Below are 16,383 nucleotides of genomic sequence, written 5' to 3'. Positions count from 1 at the left end.
GTTAGCAGGTGATTAGCCCTGCGCGGCAGCCTCGGCCGGCTGCTCCTCGGCGCCCTCGGCCTCGGTCGGCGCCTCGGCGCCCTCGAGCTGCTCGGCGCTCGGCGAAACCGAGATCGCCACGATGACCAGCTCCGGGTCGGCGGCCAGCTCGGTGCCGCGCGGCAGCGTCACATCGGCGGCGGTCACCCGCGAGCCCGCCTCCAGGCCCTCGATGGAGACCTCGAGGTGGTCGGGCAGGTGCAGCGCCTCGGCGGTGATCGACAGGGTGTTGTTTTCGGTGACCACCAGCGTGCCGCGGGCGGCGTCGCCGATCAGCTGCACCCGAACGTCGACGGTCACCTTCTCGCCGCGCTTCACGATCAGCAGGTCGACGTGCTCGAAGGTGTCCTTGATCGGGTCCCGCTGGATCGCCTTCGCCAGCGCCAGCGTCGTGGCGCCGCCGACGATGTCGATCGCGAAGATCTGGTTGAGGCCGCCGTGCCGGATCGCGGCGGCGAACTCGCGCGCGGGCAGGGCGATGTGCTGGGGCTTCTCGCCATGGCCGTACAGCACGGCGGGCACCTTGCCGGCCCGACGGGTACGACGGGCACCACCCTTGCCGAACTCGGTACGGGTCTCGGCGCTGATCTTTACCTCGGACACGGGAGTACTCCTGATGTTTCGTCTTGCTGCATGAGGTCGGCGGCGGTGCCGGGCGAGGAGGCGCGCGGGGCAGGGCCCGGAGCACCGCGTCGATCACGGTGCTCATGCGGTAGGTGCTGTGTCAGCAGCGGCCCGCGGGGCACCCTCGCCGTGGCAACCGCTCCAGTCTACCCGAGTTCCTTACCCTCGCTAACTCAGGCCCCGAACAGCGTCGTCACCGACCCGTCGTCGAACACCTCGCGAATCGCCCGCGCCAGCAACGGCGCGATCGACAGCACGGTTATCTTGTCGAGCCGCTTCTCCGCCGGCAGCGGCAGCGTGTTCGTCACCACGAGTTCGCTGATCCGGCTGTTCTTCAGCTTCTCCGTCGCGGGGTCGGACAGCAGCGCGTGCGTGGACGCCACCACCACGTCGGCCGCCCCCGAGTCGTACAGGATGTCGGACGCCCGGGTGATCGTGCCACCGGTGTCGATCATGTCGTCGACGATCAGGCAGACGCGACCTTCCACGTCGCCGACCACCCTGTTCGCCACCACCTGGTTGGGCTTGAGCGGGTCGCGGGTCTTGTGGATGAACGCCAGCGGGCAGCCGCCCAGCCGGTCTGTCCACCGCTCGGCGACGCGCACCCGGCCGGAGTCCGGCGCGACCACCGAGAGCGGGCGGCCGGCGTACTTCCGCTCGACGTACCCGGCGAGCGTGTCCATCGCGAAGAGGTGGTCCACCGGGCCGTCGAAGAAGCCCTGGATCTGCGCGGTGTGCAGGTCGACCGTGAGGATCCGGTTGGCGCCCGCCGTCTTGAGCAGGTCGGCCACCAGGCGCGCGGAGATCGGCTCGCGTCCGCGGTGCTTCTTGTCCTGCCGGGAGTACGGGTAGAACGGCAGCACCACGGTGATCCGCTTGGCCGAGCCCCGCTTCAGCGCGTCGACCATGATGAGGGTCTCCATGACCCACTTGTTGACGCCCTGCGAGATCGACTGGACCACGAAGGCGTCCGAGCCGCGGACCGACTCCCGGTACCGCACGAAGATCTCGCCATTCGCGAATTCGTACGCGTCGGTGGGCGTCGGCGCCACACCCAGCGCCTCGCCGATCTCGTCAGCCAGCTCGGGGAACCCCCGGCCCGAGAAGAGCATCAGGCTCTTGCGGTTTTCCGCGACGATGCTGCCCATCGGCAATCCGCTCCCGTGGGTCGGTAGGTCGAAAGGATTCCTCGGTTGCAGTATCTCCCGAGGTCAGCCCCTGTCGACCCGCATCCCCCGGGCGTGCGCTGGCTCACTTAAGACTTTTCTCGCGCGCGCCGTGCCGCATCGGCCATCGGGGTGCCCGGCCGCTTACGCTCCGTCCACCCGTCGATCGTGCGCTGCGGGCCGCCGGACACCGCCAGGGCACCGGGCGGGACGTCCTCGCGGACCACCGCGCCCGCCCCGGTGGTGGCGCCGTCGCCCACCTCGACCGGCGCGACGTACATGGTGTCGACGCCGCCGCGCACGTAGCTGCCGATCACCGTGCGGTTCTTGTGTACGCCGTCGTAGTTGGCGAACACCGACGCCGCCCCGATGTTGGTCTGCTCGCCGATCGTCGCGTCCCCCACGTACGACAGGTGCGGCACCTTCGTACCCGCGCCGAGCTCGGAGTTCTTGACCTCCACGAACGTGCCGACCTTCGCCTTGCGGGCCAGCCGCGTGCCCGGCCGCAGATACGCGTACGGCCCGACGCTGGTCTCCGGCCCGATCTCGGCGCCGATCGCGTGCGCCCGCAGCACCGCCGCGCCGGTGCCCACCGTCGTGTCCACCAGCGTCACGTCCGGCCCCACCGTCGCGAACGACGCCACCGCCGTGCCGCCGCGCAGCTGCGTGTTCTGGTCGATCACGGCGTCCCGCTCCAGCACCACCGTGACGTCGATCCAGGTGGTCGCCGGGTCGAGGATCGTCACGCCGTCGCGCATCCACGCCCGGTTGACCCGGTCCCGCAGCAGCGCCCGCAGCCCCGCCAGCTCCGCCCGGTCGTTGCAGCCCAGCGTCTCCGTCGCGTCCGCGGCGACGTGCACGCCCACCGGCCGGCCGTCGGTCGCCAGCAGCGCGAAGACGTCCGTCAGGTACTCCTCGCCCTGGTCGTTGTCCGTCGACAGCTTGCTCAGCGCGGCCCGCAACAGCACCGCGTCGAACGCGTAGATGCCCGCGTTGATCTCGCGGATGGCCCGCTGCTCCGCGGTCGCGTCGCGCTCCTCGACGATCCGCTCCAACCCGCCCGACGCGTCCCGCACGATCCGCCCGAGCCCGGTCGGGTCGGCGACCTCGGCCGCGAGCACGGTCGCCGCCATGCCGCCCGCCTCGTGCGCGTCGACCAGCGCGGCCACGGTCTCGGGGCGCAGCAGCGGCACGTCGCCGTTGAGCACCACCACGCTGCCCCGCACGTCGCCGGCCGCCTCGATGGCGATCCGGACCGCGTGGCCGGTGCCGTTCTGCACCGCCTGCAGGACCGGCTGGGCGCCCGGCGCGATCTCGGCGAGGTGGGTGGAGACCTGGTCGGCGCCGTGGCCGACCACGACCAGCGTCCGCTCCGCCGCCAGCTCGCCGGCCGCGGCCAGCACGTGGCCGACGAGGGTACGGCCGAGCAGCGGGTGCAGGACCTTGGGTAACGCCGACTTCATCCGCTTGCCTTCGCCGGCGGCGAGGACGATGACGGTACGGGACTGGGAGGAAGTCACGGGAGCTCCCGTCGGGGGTGGCTGTCGGTTCGGCCTCATGCTAATCCCGGCCCGGCCGGGAAGGGCCGCTGACCCACTGTCCCAAATCGGACATTCACGGATGGCTCGGCCGCCAGGACTCGAACCTGGAAAACGGGGACCAAAACCCCGGGTGTTGCCAATTACACCACGGCCGACTGTTGCGCCTGCCAGCGTAGCGCCTGCCCGACCTCTCCCGCCCGCCTCCCGCCCCTCTCGCCCGCCTCTCCCCCGCCCCGATCAAGGCCGGCCGCGTCGATCAAGGTCCTGCGCGTCGATCAAGGGCATACGGCCGTGCTTTGATCTCCGATCCACGACCGTTTGCCCTTGATCGACGCGGAAACCCTTGATCGACGCGGAAAGCCTTGATCGACGCGGAAAGCCTTGATCGACGCGGCCGGCCTTGATCGACGGACCCCTCGGTTACCACGATCTGTCCACAAGGCGACCGTATCAAATTGCGCTCTCGATGATCACGACGTGTCGACAATCGCCATTTCCTGGGCTTTCATTGATCGATTCCACTAGATAGGATTGTTTCCTGAGACTTAACATTTTGGAATGCCATTGACGCGGACGGTAACCGCGTAAACACTTATCCGCATCGCACTGGTGCGGTATCCGCGGATAGCCGGGTACCCAGCGTACGGGGTTTCACTCGGCAGGCTCATCAGAGAGCCAACTCGGCGACGGCCGAGTATTGATCACTGCCCACGTTCTCACGGGGAGGAAAATCATGAGAACCAGGCGCGCGATCGCCGCTTTCGCAGCGGTTGCTGGCATTCTCACCGCTACGATGGCGACCGCGGCACCCGCTTCGGCGGCGTCCCGCAACGGCGTCATCGAGTCCGGCGAGTTCGTCCTGTGGCTCCACTCGAACTACACCGGGGCGCTCTTCGACGACTACGGCAACGAGGACAACTACTCGGGCACTACTTCATCAACTCGACGGCGGGGCTCAACGACAACGCGAGCAGCATCGCCAACTACGACTCGGGCTACAGCCTTCGCACCTACTACCACTCCAACTACACCTACCCGTACATCTCTGTTCTGCCGTACGGGCAGGCGAGCGGTGGTACGAGCTACGCGTACTACAGCCTCGGCAGCTTCAACGACGAACTCAGCTCGCATCTGTGGTTCTGACCCGGCGCTGACCAGCCGGCAGAAAATGCACAGATTCGAACCGTGAAAAGCGGGCCCGTCTGCGCCATGGCCAGGCCGGACGGGCCCGTCCGGGACGTATTCGAGTCCGAGGAGAAGCCACGGAAATGTCCAGATCACTACGCGCCGGAGCGATCGGCCTCGCGCTCGCCGCGACGCTGGCCGCCTGCACCGAGCCGGCGGCGGAGGCGAGCGAGCCCACCATCGGCGAGATCCGCGTCGTCCGCTCAGCGGCCGACGTGACCCTGCCGCTGGACAGCTACGCGCTCACCGCCGAGCAGCAGCGCATGGTCACCAACGCCATCATCATCCTGGGCCGTGAGTGCCTGCGCGGCTTCGGGCTGGACTGGCCCGCCAGCCAACCCGCCCCGCCGGCTGACACCGAGCCGAACGCGCAGCGGTATCCGCTCATGGATCCCCAGAAGGCGGCCACCGGCGGTTACCACGCCCTTGACCTGATCGAGGGCCAGAAGGAAATCGCGGAGCGGAAGAAGGACGCCGAGGCGCCGTCCCAGGACGCCATGAACGTCTGGGCCGGGCGGGGCCAGACGACGTACAACGGCAAGGCCGTGCCGCGTGGCGGCTGCGCCGGGGAGGCCCAGCGGCAGCTCTATGGCGGGAAGGACCCCGTCGACATCGAGGTGGTGCAGCGGCTGGGGCTCGACGCGCACGCCCGGATGCGTCAGGACAGCCGGGTGGTCAAGGTCTTCGCCGACTGGAGCGCCTGCGTGAAGGAGCAGGGCTTCGACTACCGCGACCCGTACGCCGCCAACGACGACCAGCGGTGGCAGACCGAGCAGGTCACCGAGACCGAGATCGCGACGGCCGTGGCCGACGTGGGCTGCAAGACCAAGCACAACGTGATCGGCACCCTGCTCACGGTGGAGACCGCGTACCAGAACACGGCGATCGAGGAGCACGCGCCCGAGCTCGCCGCCGTGAAGACCTACCTGGCGGATCAGCAGACGGCCGCCGCGCGCGTGGTCGCCGGCGGGGGAATTTGATGGTGCGGTCGGAACTGGCCCGCCGCCGGCGGGTGCTGGTGCTCGGCGCGGGGACCACCGCCGTGCTCTGCTCCGCCGTGCTGGCGCTCTCGTCCGCCGTGAAGTCCCCCGCTCAGGTGGCCGCCGAGACCGAGGCCCCGGGCCGTACGGTGCTCACCGCCCCGGTCGAGCGGCGGGTGCTCAACGACACCGTCGTCCTGCGCGGGACCGTGGTGCAGGCGCACACCATCGCGGTCGAGCCGGCCGCGGTGTTCGAGTCCGAGCGCATGGTCGTGACCGCCGTCCGGGTCAAGGCCCGGCAGGCGGTCAAGGCCGGCCAGATCCTCGTCGAGGTGTCGGGCCGTCCGGTCGTCGTGCTTCCGGGCGCGTTCCCGGCGTACCGGGACATCCGGCCCGGCGCCCGAGGCAAGGACGTCGCCCAGTTGCAGGCGGCACTGCGCAAGCTCGGCTACCGGGTGGCCCGCGAGTCGGTCTTCGGCCCGTCCACCAAGGCGGCGCTGACCCGCCTGTACGACTCGCTCGGCTACCCGGTGCCGCACACCGGCACCGCCGACCAGCAGGCCGTCGAGCAGGCCGAGTTGCGCGTACGCGACGCGCAGCGGGCGCTCGACGAGGCTCGGGACGCGGCCGGCGGCAGCGGACCGGCCGTGCCCGGTGCGCCGGACGTCGACGACATGCGGGCCGCGCTCGACCAGGCCCGCCGTGACCTCGCCGACCTGGTCGCCCGCACCGGCCCGATGCTGCCGATGGGTGAGGTCGTCTTCGTGCCGGCGTTCCCGGTACGCGTCGTGAAGGTCACCGCCGTCGTCGGGCGCGCGGCGCAGGGCGCCCTGCTCACCCTCGCCACCGGCGATGTCGTCGCCGCCGGAACGCTGCCCGGCTCGGACCCGCAGGGGATCGAGGTGGGCATGCCGGCGGAGATCCTGCACAGCGCCGATGGCCGCACCCAGCCGGGCCGGGTCACCGCAGTGGGCGAGGCCGCGACCGCGCTGCTGGCGACCGGCTCGGGCCAGACCTCCGGCGAGGAGGACACCGCGGGCCAGGGGCAGTCGTCAGGCGGCCTGCAACAGGGGTACCCCGTCGTGATCACCGCGACCAAGCCGCTCGATCCCAAGCTCGTCGGCCAGAGCGTGCGGCTGAGCGTGGTCGTTGCCAGCTCCGGCGAGCCGACACTCGTCGTACCGGTCGCCGCGGTGTCCGCCGGCGGCGACGGCGCGGTCTCCGTACGGGTCGTGGGCGCGGACGACGAACCCCGGACCGTGCGGGTGACGGTGGGCAGTTCCGGCGACGGGTACGTCGAGGTCATCCCCGTCGACGGCGCCCTGCGCGAAGGCGACCGGGTGGTGGTGGGCGTCTCGTGACGACAGCGACCATCTCGTTCGACGGGGTGGGGCGCACCTACCCCGGCCGGCCGCCGGTGCAGGCGCTGCACCCGGGCGACCTGACCATCACCAGCGGCCAGTACGTCGCGGTCGTCGGCCCGTCCGGCTCCGGCAAGTCGACCTTCCTGAACGTCGTGGGCTTGCTCGACACGCCGACGGCGGGACGGTACCTGCTCGACGACATCGACGTCGCGCAGCTGAACGAGCGGCAGCGGGGAGCGTTGCGGGGCCGCCGGATCGGCTTCGTCTTCCAGGCGTTCCACCTGCTGCCGCATCGCAGCGCGGTGGAGAACGTCGCGCTCGCGATGCTCTACAACGCCGTGCCGCCGGCGCAGCGCCGGGAGCGGGCGACCGAGGCGCTGCTGCGGGTCGGGCTCGGACCGCGGCTGCACGCCGCGCCGACCACCATGTCGGGCGGTGAACGCCAGCGCGTGGCCGTGGCTCGCGCGGTCGTGAACAAGCCCAGCCTCCTGCTGTGTGACGAGCCGACCGGAAACCTCGACTCGCGTACCGCCGAGTCGGTCCTGGACGTCTTCGACGAGCTGCACCGGGCCGGCATGACGATCATCGTGGTGACGCACAACGACCAGGTCGCCGAGCGGGCGGAGCGGGTGGTCACCATCCGCGACGGCGTGCTGGACGCCGGCCCGGAGCCGTCGTGTTGAGGCGCTGGCGCCGCCCGGCCGACCCGGTGCCGCGGGCCCGGCTGTCAACGCGCGACCTGCTGTCCGAGGCGCTGTCCGGGGTGCTGCAGCGACCGGGTCGATCGGCGCTGACCTCGCTGGGCACCGTCGTCGGGGTGGGCACGTTCGTCGCCGTACTCGGCCTGACGGCGACCGCCGGCAGCCAGATCGACCAGCGGTTCACCGCCCTGTCCGCGACCGAGGTGATCGTCGAGGACGCGGCCGCCGACGCCGAGCTGGCCGGCGCGCCGTTCCCGGCCGACGCCGAGTCCCGCGCCCTGGCCATCGACGGCGTGGTGCGCGCCGGCGTCTACTGGTCGGCGGCCCAGCGGCCGGTGAGCCGGCTCCCGGACGCCGACCGGGCGGCGGTCGACGAGTACCAGGTCACCGCGATAGGCCCGGAGGCGGTCCTGGCGATGCACCCGACCGTTGCCACCGGCCGCATCTACGACGACCTGCACGACTCTCGCCGCGAACGCGTCGCGGTGCTCGGCGCGGCCGTGGCCCAGCGCCTCGGCGTCACGAGCCTCGAACACGGGCCCGCGGTCTTCGTGGACGGCGTCCTGCTCACCGTCGTGGGCGTCATCTCCGACGTCGAACGCCACGCCGACCTCCTGCTGTCCGTGCTCGTGCCGCCGGGCACCGCCGAGGACCTGTGGGGGCCGCCCGCGAGTGGCGAGCCGATGCGCATGATCGTGGAGACCCGGCTCGGCGCGGCCCAGGTCGTGGCGGCGCAGCTTGCCGTCGCGCTGCGCCCGGACGACGTGGACCGGCTGCGGGTGGCCGGCCCACCAGACCCGCGCACACTGCGCGAAGGCGTCGCCGCCGACCTCAACGCGCTCTTCCTCGTGCTCGCCTTGATCTGTCTCGCGGTCGGCGCGGTCGGCATCGGCAACACCACCTTCGTGGCGGTGCTGGAACGCGTGCCCGAGATCGGCCTGCGCCGCTGCCTGGGCGCCCGCGGGCGGCACATCGCACTCCAGTTCCTCACCGAGAGCGCCGTACTCGGGACCCTCGGTGGCCTGCTCGGCACCTGCCTGGCCGCCGGCGCGGTGCTCGCCGTGGCGGTCCTCCGCGACTGGACCGCCGTCCTGGAGCCGTGGGCGGTGCTGCCGGCGCCGCTGCTCGGCACGCTCACCGGCGTGGTCGCCGGCCTCTATCCCGCGCTCCGCGCATCGCGGATCCAACCGATCCAAGCCCTGCAACGTTAGGAGTGACATGCTGCGTACCCCTGCGGCCCGGCTCCGGTCCGCGGCCCTGGCGGCTGCCGGCCTGGCGCTGGCCGCCGCCCTGACCGGCTGCCCCAACGGCGAGTCGAGCACGCCCGAGCCGTCCGTCTCCCCGCAACCGGCCGACAGCGAGCACCTGCCGCCACCACCGAGCCCAGCCTCACCTAGCTAGTCACAGGAAATTGGTGGATCCTTGCCCCTGTCAGTCTACGGTTGCGTAAGTTACGGTAACGTAGGCGTAACTACGCTCTGCGGAGACGCCCCGGAACCGCTCCCGAACTGCTCAGCGAGGTGCCATGACATCCGCCACCCTCGATGCCGCCACCAAGACCCCAAGCCGCTCACCGACGGCGCCCAGTCCAAGGGCATCCTGATCGGGCTGTGGGCGTTCGTGGTGATCCCGTTCCTCGCGGTCTTCGCCGCCGTGCCGATCGCCTGGGGTGGCTGGCTCTCCTGGACCGACGTGGCCATCTTCGCGGTCTGGTACTCGGTCGCCGGCGTCGGCATCACCGTTGGCTTCCACCGGTACTTCACGCACGGGTCGTTCAAGGCCAAGCGCTGGCTGCGGGTGACGCTGGCGGTGGCCGGGTCGTTCGCGGTGGAGGGCAACGTCACGCAGTGGGTGGCGGACCACCGCCGGCACCACATGTTCTCCGATCTGGAGGGCGACCCGCACTCGCCGTGGCGGTTCGGCACCGGGTTCTGGGCGTTGACCAAGGGGCTCTGGTTCGCGCACATGGGCTGGCTGTTCCACCGCGAGCTGTCCAACCGCGAGCGCTTCGCGCCCGACCTGATCGCGGACAAGGACGTCGACAAGGTCGACCGGCTCTTCCCGCTGCTCGTGGCGATCTCGCTGGTCGCTCCGGCGGCCGCCGGCGGGCTGGTGACCTGGTCGTGGCAGGGCGCGCTGACCGCGTTCTTCTGGGCGGGCCTGGTGCGGATCGGGCTGCTCCACCACGTGACCTGGTCGATCAACTCGATCTGCCACGTGTACGGCGAGCGCCCGTTCGAGATGCGCCAGGGTGACCGGGCCGCCAACTTCTGGCCGCTGGCTATCCTGTCGTTCGGCGAGAGCTGGCACAACCTGCACCACGCCGACCCCACCTGCGCCCGGCACGGCGTGCTGCGCGGCCAGGTCGACATCTCGGCCCGGACCATCTGGGTGTTCGAGAAGCTGGGGTGGGCGTACGACGTCCGCTGGCCGAAGCCGGAGCGCATCGCCGCGAAGCTGGTAAACCGCGGCGAAGGTGGTAAACCTACGTCGTGAATGACAGCCCGAGCGCCAACGGGGCGGCGCCGGCAAAACCAGCTTCCCGTGTCCGGATGTCCGCGGCGCAACGCCGCGAGCAGTTGATCACCATCGGCCGCCAACTCTTCGCCGAGCGTGGGTTCGACGCGACCTCCATCGAGGAGGTCGCGGCCCGCGCCAAGGTGTCAAAACCCGTCGTGTACGAGCATTTCGGCGGCAAGGAGGGCCTGTACGCCGTGGTGGTGGACCGCGAGGTCCGGTCGCTGCTGGACCGCATCACCAACGCGCTGACCGCGGGCCATCCGCGTGAGCTGCTGGAGCAGGCGGCGCTGGCGCTGCTGGACTACATCGAGGCCGAGACGGACGGGTTTCGCGTGCTGGTACGCGAGTCGCCGCTCATGTCGGCGACCGGCAACTTCAGCAGCGTGCTGAACGACGTGGCCCACCAGGTGGAGCACATCCTGGGCGCGGAGTTCAAGACCCGCGGGTACGACCCGAAGCTGGCCGAGCTCTACTCGCAGGCGCTGGTGGGCATGGTCGCGTTGACCGGCCGCTGGTGGTTGGAGGTGCGCAAGCCCCGCAAGGACACGGTGGCCGCGCACCTGGTCAACCTCGCCTGGAACGGCCTGTCACATCTGGAGGCCAAGCCGTCGCTGCTCACCCGCCGGATGAAGTAGCGCCGCTCGGCGCCGCCGTGGCATGCCGCCGCCGGAACGCTTCTTCGGCCGCGACGTCCTCCGGGCTGCCGACCTTGTCGTACAGGCCGGCGGTGAGGACGAGCAGCCCGAAGACGAACGAGACGACGACGTTCGACATCGAGAAGTTGAGGAAGTTGGCGTCGGTCTGCATCACCGTCATCATGGCCATCCCGACGACGATGAAGACCAGGCCGGCGCCCAGGTTGATCATGTGACCGAGGTTGCCGTCCACGATCGCGCCGCCCAGGAGCACGGCACCGTAGATGACCGACAGGACGGCGAACGCCAGGTTGGTACGCAGGCCGAGCACCCACACGTCGCCACGGTCGAAGAACGGGTCGCCTGCGGTCTGGATGACCCCGATGATGCCGAAGACCAGGACGTAGGCGCCGATCAGGCCGGCGAGCGTGCGGTACAGCGGTCGGAGCGGATGGTTGATCGGGATGTGCGCCATAGCTGGATTGTCACCCAGCTATGGCGCCGGCGCAGCCGCTCAGTGAGTCTCGAGCAGGAGCGTGGCCTCCCGGGCCGCCCGGGACTGCTCGTCGGTGCCCACCTTGCCGTACATGGCGGCCGTCGTGAGCACCAGCCCGACCACCATGGCCACGATGACCGTGGGGATGGTGAAGTTCAGGTAGTTGGCGTCGGTACGCAGCACGGCCAGCGCGGCCAGGCTGAGCGCCATGAACCCGTACCCGAAGAGCTTGTTGATCGCGATGTCGACGTTGCGGCCGATCGCGGCGCCGATCAGCAGGATCAGCCCGGCGACGACGGCGATGACCGAATAGCCCAGGTTGGTCCCCTGCCAGAGGGCGGTGGCGTCGTTCTGGGCGAAGAACTCCTGGCCGCTGGTGTCGGCGACGCCGAGGACGCCGAACGCGGTCAGGTAGATGCCGGTCAGCCCGCCGAGCGCCCGGTAGGTCGGCCGCAGCGGGTGATTGACGGGAAATGCGTGCGCCATGGGCGCTGATTCTGGACCATGCGGCCGGCCAGCCGGCCGCCGCCCCCTCGATCAGTGATCTGGCACCTGTTCGGCGAGCGTCAGCCACGCCTCCTCGGCCTCGGCCCGCTCCGCCTGAACCCCCTTGAGCTGCGCATCCAACTCGGCCACACGCGTGTAGTCGGTGGCGTGCCGGGCCATCTCGTCGTGCAGGGCCGCTTCGCGCTGCTCCAGCTTCGCGACCGCACGCTCCAGCCGCGCCAACTCCTTGCGCGCCGCCCGTGGATCAACCCGCTGATCAGGGATCCGCTCTCTCGACGCGCCGGCGACACGCCGAGTTACTCCCTGATCATCCGGGGAGACGGACGCCAGGTACTCCTCGACGCCGCCGACCAGGTGGCGCAGAGCGCCGTCGCCCACGGCGTAGACGGTGTCGGTGACGCGCTCTACCAGGTAGCGGTCGTGGCTTGCCACTATCAGGGTGCCGGGCCAGGAGTCCAGGAGGTCTTCCAGGCTGGCCAGGGTGTCGGTGTCCAGGTCGTTGGTGGGCTCGTCCAGGAGGAGGACGTTGGGCTCGGTGGCCAGGAGGCGGAGCAGTTGCAGGCGCCGCCGCTCGCCGCCGGACAGGTCGCCCACCGGTGTCCACACCCGACGGTCGGCGAAGCCGAACACCTCGGCGAGCTGGGCGGCGGACAGCTCGCGGTCGCCCAACTGGACGCGCTTGGCCACCTCTTCGACGGCTTCGAGCAGGCGCAGCTGGTTGGGCAGCTCGGCCAGCTCCTGGGACAGGAACGCGGTGCGCACGGTCGCACCGGTCCGGAACGTACCGGCGTCCGGCGCCAGGCGCCCGGCCAGCAGCCGCAGCAGCGTGGTCTTGCCGGCCCCGTTGGCGCCCAGGATCGCGATCCGGTCACCCGGCCCGACCTGCCACGTGACGTCGTCCAGGATCCGCTTCGGTCCAGCGTGGAGGGTGACCCGCTCAAGGTCGTACACCTGCTTGCCGAGGCGTGCGGTGGCGAGCCTGCGCAGCGAGACCGAGTCGCGCGGCGGCGGCACATCCGCGATCAGCGCGTTGGCGGCGTCGATGCGGAAGCGCGGCTTGGAGGTGCGGGCCGGCGGCCCGCGGCGCAGCCAGGCGATCTCCTTACGGAGCAGGTTCTGCCGGCGGGCCTCGGTGGCGGCGGCGATCCGCTCGCGCTCGACGCGGGCGAGCGTCCAGGCCGCGAAGCCGCCCTCGTACGCGCGGACCTGCTGGTCGCCGACCTCCCACGTGGCGGTGCAGACCGCGTCGAGGAACCAGCGGTCGTGGGTGACGACGACGAGCGCACCGCGCTTGGTCACCAGGTGCCTGGCCAGCCAGTCGATGCCGGCGACGTCGAGGTGGTTGGTGGGCTCGTCGAGGACGATCAGGTCGGCGGTGCGCACCAGCAGCGCGGCCAGCGCGACCCGACGGCGCTCGCCGCCGGACATCGGCCCGACCGGCTGGTCGAGGCCGAGGTGGGGCATGCCGAGACCGTCCAGGATGGACCGTACGCCGGCGTCGCCCGCCCACTCGTGCTCGGCGCCGAAACCCTCGTCCAGCCAGGCGGTGCCCAGCACGACGTCCTTGACGGTGGCGTCGGCGGCCAGTTCCAGCGACTGCGGCAGCCAGGCAATCCGCAGGTCCCGGCGGTGCGTGACGCGCCCGGAGTCCGGCTCTTCCAGCTTGGTGAGCAGGCGCAGCAGGGTGGACTTGCCGGCGCCGTTGAGCCCGACGACGCCGACCCGGTCGGCGTCGTCCAGGCCCAGGGACACGTCGGTGAGCAGTTGCCCGGCAGCGCCGTACCCCTTGGACACGCGGTCCAGGTTGACGATATTTGCCATTAGACGACTCGGGCTCCCGCCACCGGGCCGTGTGCGGTGCGGGCGACCCGGCAGACCTCGGCGGCGGTCAGCTCGTCGGCGATGCGGGTGGCGTGCTGGCCGTCGGCGGCGAGGAAGACGCAGGTCGGCCCGGACCCGGAGACCAGGCCGGCGAGGGCGCCCGCCGCCTGCCCGGCCTTGAGCACGTCGGCCAGCCCCGGCCGCAGCGACAGCGCCGCCGCCTGCAGGTCGTTGTCGAGCGCCGCGCCAAGGACGGCCGGGTCCCGCTGGCGCAGCGCGGCGAGCAGCCGGTCGGCGCCGCCGAGCAGCGGGTTGCTGGCGGGCCCGGCGTGCTGCGGCAGCTGGCCGGCGTACCGCAGCCGATCCAGCTCGCGGTAGACGTCGGGGGTGGACAGGCCGCCGTCGGCAATCGCCACCACCCAGTGCCAGGTGCTCGGCCGGGCCAGGACCGGGCTGACCGCCTCGCCGCGGCCGGTGCCGAGCGCGGTGCCGCCGTACACCAGGAAGGGCACGTCGGAGCCCACGTCGGCGGCGATCGACGCCAGGTCGTCCCGGGACAGCCCGATGCCCCAGAGCGCGTCGCAGGCGACGAGCGCGGCGGCCGCGTCGGCGCTGCCGCCCGCGAGGCCGGCGGAGAGCGGGATCTGCTTGCGCAGGTGCAGCCGGGCGTGGGCGGGCACCTTGGCGTGCGCGGCCAGCGTACGGGCGGCGCGGATCACCAGGTTGGACTCGTCGAGGGCCAGCTCACCCGCGCCCTCGCCCTCCATGGTCAACGTCAGCGTGTCGCCCCGGCGGGCGGTCAGCTCGTCGTACAGGGAGATCGCGTGGTAGACGGTGCTGAGCTCGTGATACCCGTCACCGCGCATCGGACCCACGCCGAGGTGGAGATTGATCTTCGCGGGCACGCGGACCTTGACCGGCCCGGACGCCGCGAGGCGCGGCCGGTCCAGATCCTCGTCCGGCCGCCAAGCCTCGGTCACGGAGTGATGTCCTGCGCTCGCGCTAGCACGCCGTCAGACTACTCGGGCGCGTGCGTTGGCACGGGCGCGGCAACGGCAATCGCGGCGAACTGGGCCACGGTCAGGGCCTCACCACGGGCGCCGGGGTCGACGCCAGCCGCCGCGACGGCCGCCGCGGCCCGGTCCGGACCCCCGCCCAGCCGGCCAGCGCCGCCCGCAGCGTCTTGCGCCGCTGGGCGAACGCCGCGTCCACCACCGCGAATACCCGCTCCCGGGGTACGTCGGCGCGGGGCGGCTCGCGGCGGGTGAAGGCGACCAGGCCGGAGTCGACGTTCGGCACCGGCCAGAACACGCTCGGCGGCACCCGCCCGGCGGTACGCGCCGAGGCGTACCAGGCGAGCTTGACGGACGGGATGCCGTACACCTTGGAGCCGGGACCGGCGACGAGCCGGTCGGCGACCTCCTTCTGCACCATGACCAGCCCGTGCCGCAGCGTGGGCAGGTTGGCGAGCAGCTGCAGGACGACCGGCACCGCGACGTTGTACGGCAGGTTCGCCACCAGGGCGGTCGGCGCCGGGTCGAGATCGCGGGCGGCGATCCGCAGCGCGTCGGCGTGGTGCACGGTGATCGCTCCGGGCGGACCGCCGTGCGCCGCCACCGTCGAAGCCAGCGCCCCGGCGAGCACCGGGTCGATCTCCACCGCGTGCACATGCCGGGCGGCCGGCAGCAGGCCGAGGGTGAGCGAGCCGAGACCGGGGCCGACCTCGACCACGACGTCGTCCGGGCGCAGGTCGGCGGCGGCGACGATGCGGCGCACGGTGTTGGGGTCGTGGACGAAGTTCTGCCCCAGCTTCTTCGTCGGCGCGACGCCCAGCCGGGCCGCCAGTTCGCGGATCTCGGCCGGGCCGAGCAGGCTCACCACGGCCCGAAGACGCGGTCGCCCGTCGCGGAGATCGCGGCGCAGAGTTCGTCCAGGTCGGCCCCCGTAGCCTCGGCCAGGCCGCGGACGGTCAGCGGGATCAGGTACGACGCGTTCGGCCGCCCCCGGTACGGCATGGGCGTCAGGTACGGCGCGTCGGTTTCGACCAGTATCTGCTTGATCGGGGTGATCTGGGCGGCCGCGCGCAACGCGGTCGCGCTGGTGAACGTCACCGTCCCGGCGAAGCTCAGCAGGTAGCCGCGCCGGACGCACTCGGCGGCGAACTCCGCGTCGCCGGAGAAGCAGTGCAGCACCACGGTCTGCGGGGCGCCCTCCTCGTCGAGGATCCGCAGGACGTCGGCGTGCGCGTCACGGTCGTGGATCACCAGCGGCTTGGCGTACCGCTTGGCGATCGCGATGTGCGCCCGGAAGCTCTCCTCCTGCGCGGCCCGGCCCGCGTCGCCGGTGCGGAACGTGTCCATCCCGGTCTCGCCGATGCCGCGTACCCGGTCCTGGCCGGCCAGCGCCTCGATCTCCCGCAGCGCCTCGTCCAGGTCGGCCAGCCTGGGCGCCTCGTTGGGGTGCAGCGCGACGGTGGCGACGACCGCGCCGTGCTCGGCGGCCAGCGCGGCGCTCCAGCGGGAGGACTCGACGTCGGTGCCGACCTGGACGAGCCGGTCCACGCCCGCTGCGGCGGCCAGCGCGACGAACTCGGCCACGTCGCCGGGCGCGCCCGGCTCGGTGACCGTGATGTCCAGGTGGGTGTGGCTGTCGACCACCGGAATCGGCAGCGGCTCCGCGGGTGGCGGAAACTCACCGGCCCGGCGGGCCGCGTGCTGGCGTCGCATCTCAGTCATCGCCGCCCAGCATCGCACGCGCGCCGTGCGAGGTGTCACAGCCAGGTGTAACCCTGCGTTCACCCGCGA

Annotated in this window: 15 protein-coding genes, 1 tRNA gene and 3 pseudogenes; 8 read left to right on the top strand and 11 right to left on the bottom strand. The window is 71.5% G+C overall.

What is annotated here, in order from left to right; all coding sequences use genetic code 11:
• Positions 1 to 12: 12 nt before the first annotated feature.
• The 4 genes from Prum_RS22875 to Prum_RS22860 all read right to left on the bottom strand — a co-directional run bounded on the left by Prum_RS22875 (position 13) and on the right by Prum_RS22860 (position 3,525).
• Entirely contained in the window at positions 13 to 642 is a 630-nt protein-coding gene (locus Prum_RS22875) for a 50S ribosomal protein L25/general stress protein Ctc (protein WP_173078361.1), read from the bottom strand.
• A 194-nt stretch (positions 643 to 836) separates the two neighbouring features.
• Positions 837 to 1,811 carry a ribose-phosphate diphosphokinase gene (locus tag Prum_RS22870; protein WP_173078360.1) on the bottom strand — a complete coding sequence of 325 codons (975 nt, stop codon included), beginning with the start codon at positions 1,809 to 1,811 and terminating at the stop codon, positions 837 to 839.
• A gap of 107 nt (positions 1,812 to 1,918) precedes the next feature.
• The gene (gene glmU / locus Prum_RS22865; RefSeq protein ID WP_308785369.1) at positions 1,919 to 3,349 is read right to left on the bottom strand and encodes a bifunctional UDP-N-acetylglucosamine diphosphorylase/glucosamine-1-phosphate N-acetyltransferase GlmU; all 1,431 of its coding nucleotides are present in this window, start codon (positions 3,347 to 3,349) and stop codon (positions 1,919 to 1,921) included.
• 101 nt (positions 3,350 to 3,450) lie between these two features.
• A tRNA-Gln gene (locus Prum_RS22860) sits at positions 3,451 to 3,525 on the bottom strand.
• Between the two features lie 706 nt (positions 3,526 to 4,231).
• Here Prum_RS22860 and Prum_RS22855 point away from each other — a divergent pair.
• The 8 genes from Prum_RS22855 (at position 4,232) to Prum_RS22820 (ending at position 10,755) form a co-directional block, all read left to right on the top strand.
• Positions 4,232 to 4,513, top strand: a complete 282-nt coding sequence (locus tag Prum_RS22855; RefSeq protein ID WP_173078358.1) for an SDR family oxidoreductase — start codon at positions 4,232 to 4,234, stop codon at positions 4,511 to 4,513.
• A 125-nt stretch (positions 4,514 to 4,638) separates the two neighbouring features.
• Complete coding sequence (locus Prum_RS22850; protein WP_173078357.1) at positions 4,639 to 5,535, top strand: hypothetical protein; 897 nt, start codon at positions 4,639 to 4,641, stop codon at positions 5,533 to 5,535.
• Complete coding sequence (locus Prum_RS22845; protein WP_173078356.1) at positions 5,535 to 6,896, top strand: peptidoglycan-binding protein; 1,362 nt, start codon at positions 5,535 to 5,537, stop codon at positions 6,894 to 6,896. Before Prum_RS22850 ends, Prum_RS22845 begins: the two co-directional genes overlap by 1 nt.
• Positions 6,893 to 7,582, top strand: coding sequence for an ABC transporter ATP-binding protein (locus Prum_RS22840; protein WP_246278037.1), 690 nt, complete (start codon positions 6,893 to 6,895; stop codon positions 7,580 to 7,582). The genes Prum_RS22845 and Prum_RS22840 overlap by 4 nt, the downstream gene beginning before the upstream one ends.
• Positions 7,576 to 8,811 carry an ABC transporter permease gene (locus Prum_RS22835; RefSeq protein ID WP_218577308.1) on the top strand — a complete coding sequence of 412 codons (1,236 nt, stop codon included), beginning with the start codon at positions 7,576 to 7,578 and terminating at the stop codon, positions 8,809 to 8,811. Before Prum_RS22840 ends, Prum_RS22835 begins: the two co-directional genes overlap by 7 nt.
• A gap of 7 nt (positions 8,812 to 8,818) precedes the next feature.
• Positions 8,819 to 9,001: a hypothetical protein gene (locus Prum_RS22830; protein ID WP_173078355.1), complete on the top strand. Its 183-nt coding sequence runs from the start codon at positions 8,819 to 8,821 to the stop codon at positions 8,999 to 9,001.
• 219 nt (positions 9,002 to 9,220) lie between these two features.
• Complete coding sequence (locus Prum_RS22825; protein ID WP_308785368.1) at positions 9,221 to 10,096, top strand: acyl-CoA desaturase; 876 nt, start codon at positions 9,221 to 9,223, stop codon at positions 10,094 to 10,096.
• Between the two features lie 56 nt (positions 10,097 to 10,152).
• Positions 10,153 to 10,755, top strand: coding sequence for a TetR/AcrR family transcriptional regulator (locus Prum_RS22820; protein WP_246278036.1), 603 nt, complete (start codon positions 10,153 to 10,155; stop codon positions 10,753 to 10,755).
• On the opposite strand, the gene Prum_RS22815 is transcribed toward Prum_RS22820, so the two are convergent.
• The 7 genes and pseudogenes from Prum_RS22815 to Prum_RS22790 form a co-directional block, all read right to left on the bottom strand.
• Positions 10,736 to 11,230, bottom strand: a complete 495-nt coding sequence (locus tag Prum_RS22815) for a DUF4383 domain-containing protein (RefSeq protein WP_173078353.1) — start codon at positions 11,228 to 11,230, stop codon at positions 10,736 to 10,738. The genes Prum_RS22820 and Prum_RS22815 overlap by 20 nt on opposite strands.
• A 39-nt stretch (positions 11,231 to 11,269) precedes the next feature.
• Entirely contained in the window at positions 11,270 to 11,737 is a 468-nt protein-coding gene (locus Prum_RS22810; RefSeq protein WP_173078352.1) for a DUF4383 domain-containing protein, read from the bottom strand.
• Positions 11,738 to 11,788: 51 nt separating this feature from the next.
• A pseudogene (locus Prum_RS55125) lies at positions 11,789 to 11,998 on the bottom strand (ABC transporter C-terminal domain-containing protein); the annotation flags it as partial.
• 80 nt (positions 11,999 to 12,078) lie between these two features.
• Positions 12,079 to 13,579: pseudogene (locus tag Prum_RS22805) on the bottom strand (ABC-F family ATP-binding cassette domain-containing protein); the annotation flags it as partial.
• Entirely contained in the window at positions 13,579 to 14,559 is a 981-nt protein-coding gene (locus tag Prum_RS22800; RefSeq protein ID WP_173078350.1) for a 4-(cytidine 5'-diphospho)-2-C-methyl-D-erythritol kinase, read from the bottom strand. The pseudogene Prum_RS22805 and the gene Prum_RS22800, both read right to left, overlap by 1 nt.
• A gap of 38 nt (positions 14,560 to 14,597) precedes the next feature.
• A pseudogene (gene rsmA, locus Prum_RS22795) lies at positions 14,598 to 15,460 on the bottom strand (16S rRNA (adenine(1518)-N(6)/adenine(1519)-N(6))-dimethyltransferase RsmA).
• On the bottom strand, positions 15,454 to 16,314 hold the full coding sequence (locus Prum_RS22790; protein ID WP_173078349.1) for a TatD family hydrolase: 861 nt from the start codon (positions 16,312 to 16,314) through the stop codon (positions 15,454 to 15,456). The pseudogene rsmA and the gene Prum_RS22790 overlap by 7 nt, the downstream one beginning before the upstream one ends.
• Positions 16,315 to 16,383 lie beyond the last annotated feature (69 nt).

This window comes from Phytohabitans rumicis (assembly GCF_011764445.1).
Lineage (GTDB): Bacteria > Actinomycetota > Actinomycetes > Mycobacteriales > Micromonosporaceae > Phytohabitans > Phytohabitans rumicis.
This window is presented reverse-complemented; position numbering and strand designations above follow the sequence as displayed.

What these genes read in the sequence shown, in the direction of transcription:
- Prum_RS22870 (WP_173078360.1), bottom strand. Translation starts at nt 1,811, where the DNA reads ATGGGCAGCATCGTCGCGGAAAACCGCAAGAGCCTGATGCTCTTCTCG.
- Prum_RS22850 (WP_173078357.1), top strand. Translation starts at nt 4,639, where the DNA reads ATGTCCAGATCACTACGCGCCGGAGCGATCGGCCTCGCGCTCGCCGCG.
- Prum_RS22845 (WP_173078356.1), top strand. Translation starts at nt 5,535, where the DNA reads ATGGTGCGGTCGGAACTGGCCCGCCGCCGGCGGGTGCTGGTGCTCGGC.
- Prum_RS22830 (WP_173078355.1), top strand. Translation starts at nt 8,819, where the DNA reads ATGCTGCGTACCCCTGCGGCCCGGCTCCGGTCCGCGGCCCTGGCGGCT.
- Prum_RS22820 (WP_246278036.1), top strand. Translation starts at nt 10,153, where the DNA reads ATGTCCGCGGCGCAACGCCGCGAGCAGTTGATCACCATCGGCCGCCAA.
- Prum_RS22815 (WP_173078353.1), bottom strand. Translation starts at nt 11,230, where the DNA reads ATGGCGCACATCCCGATCAACCATCCGCTCCGACCGCTGTACCGCACG.
- Prum_RS22810 (WP_173078352.1), bottom strand. Translation starts at nt 11,737, where the DNA reads ATGGCGCACGCATTTCCCGTCAATCACCCGCTGCGGCCGACCTACCGG.
- Prum_RS22790 (WP_173078349.1), bottom strand. Translation starts at nt 16,314, where the DNA reads ATGACTGAGATGCGACGCCAGCACGCGGCCCGCCGGGCCGGTGAGTTT.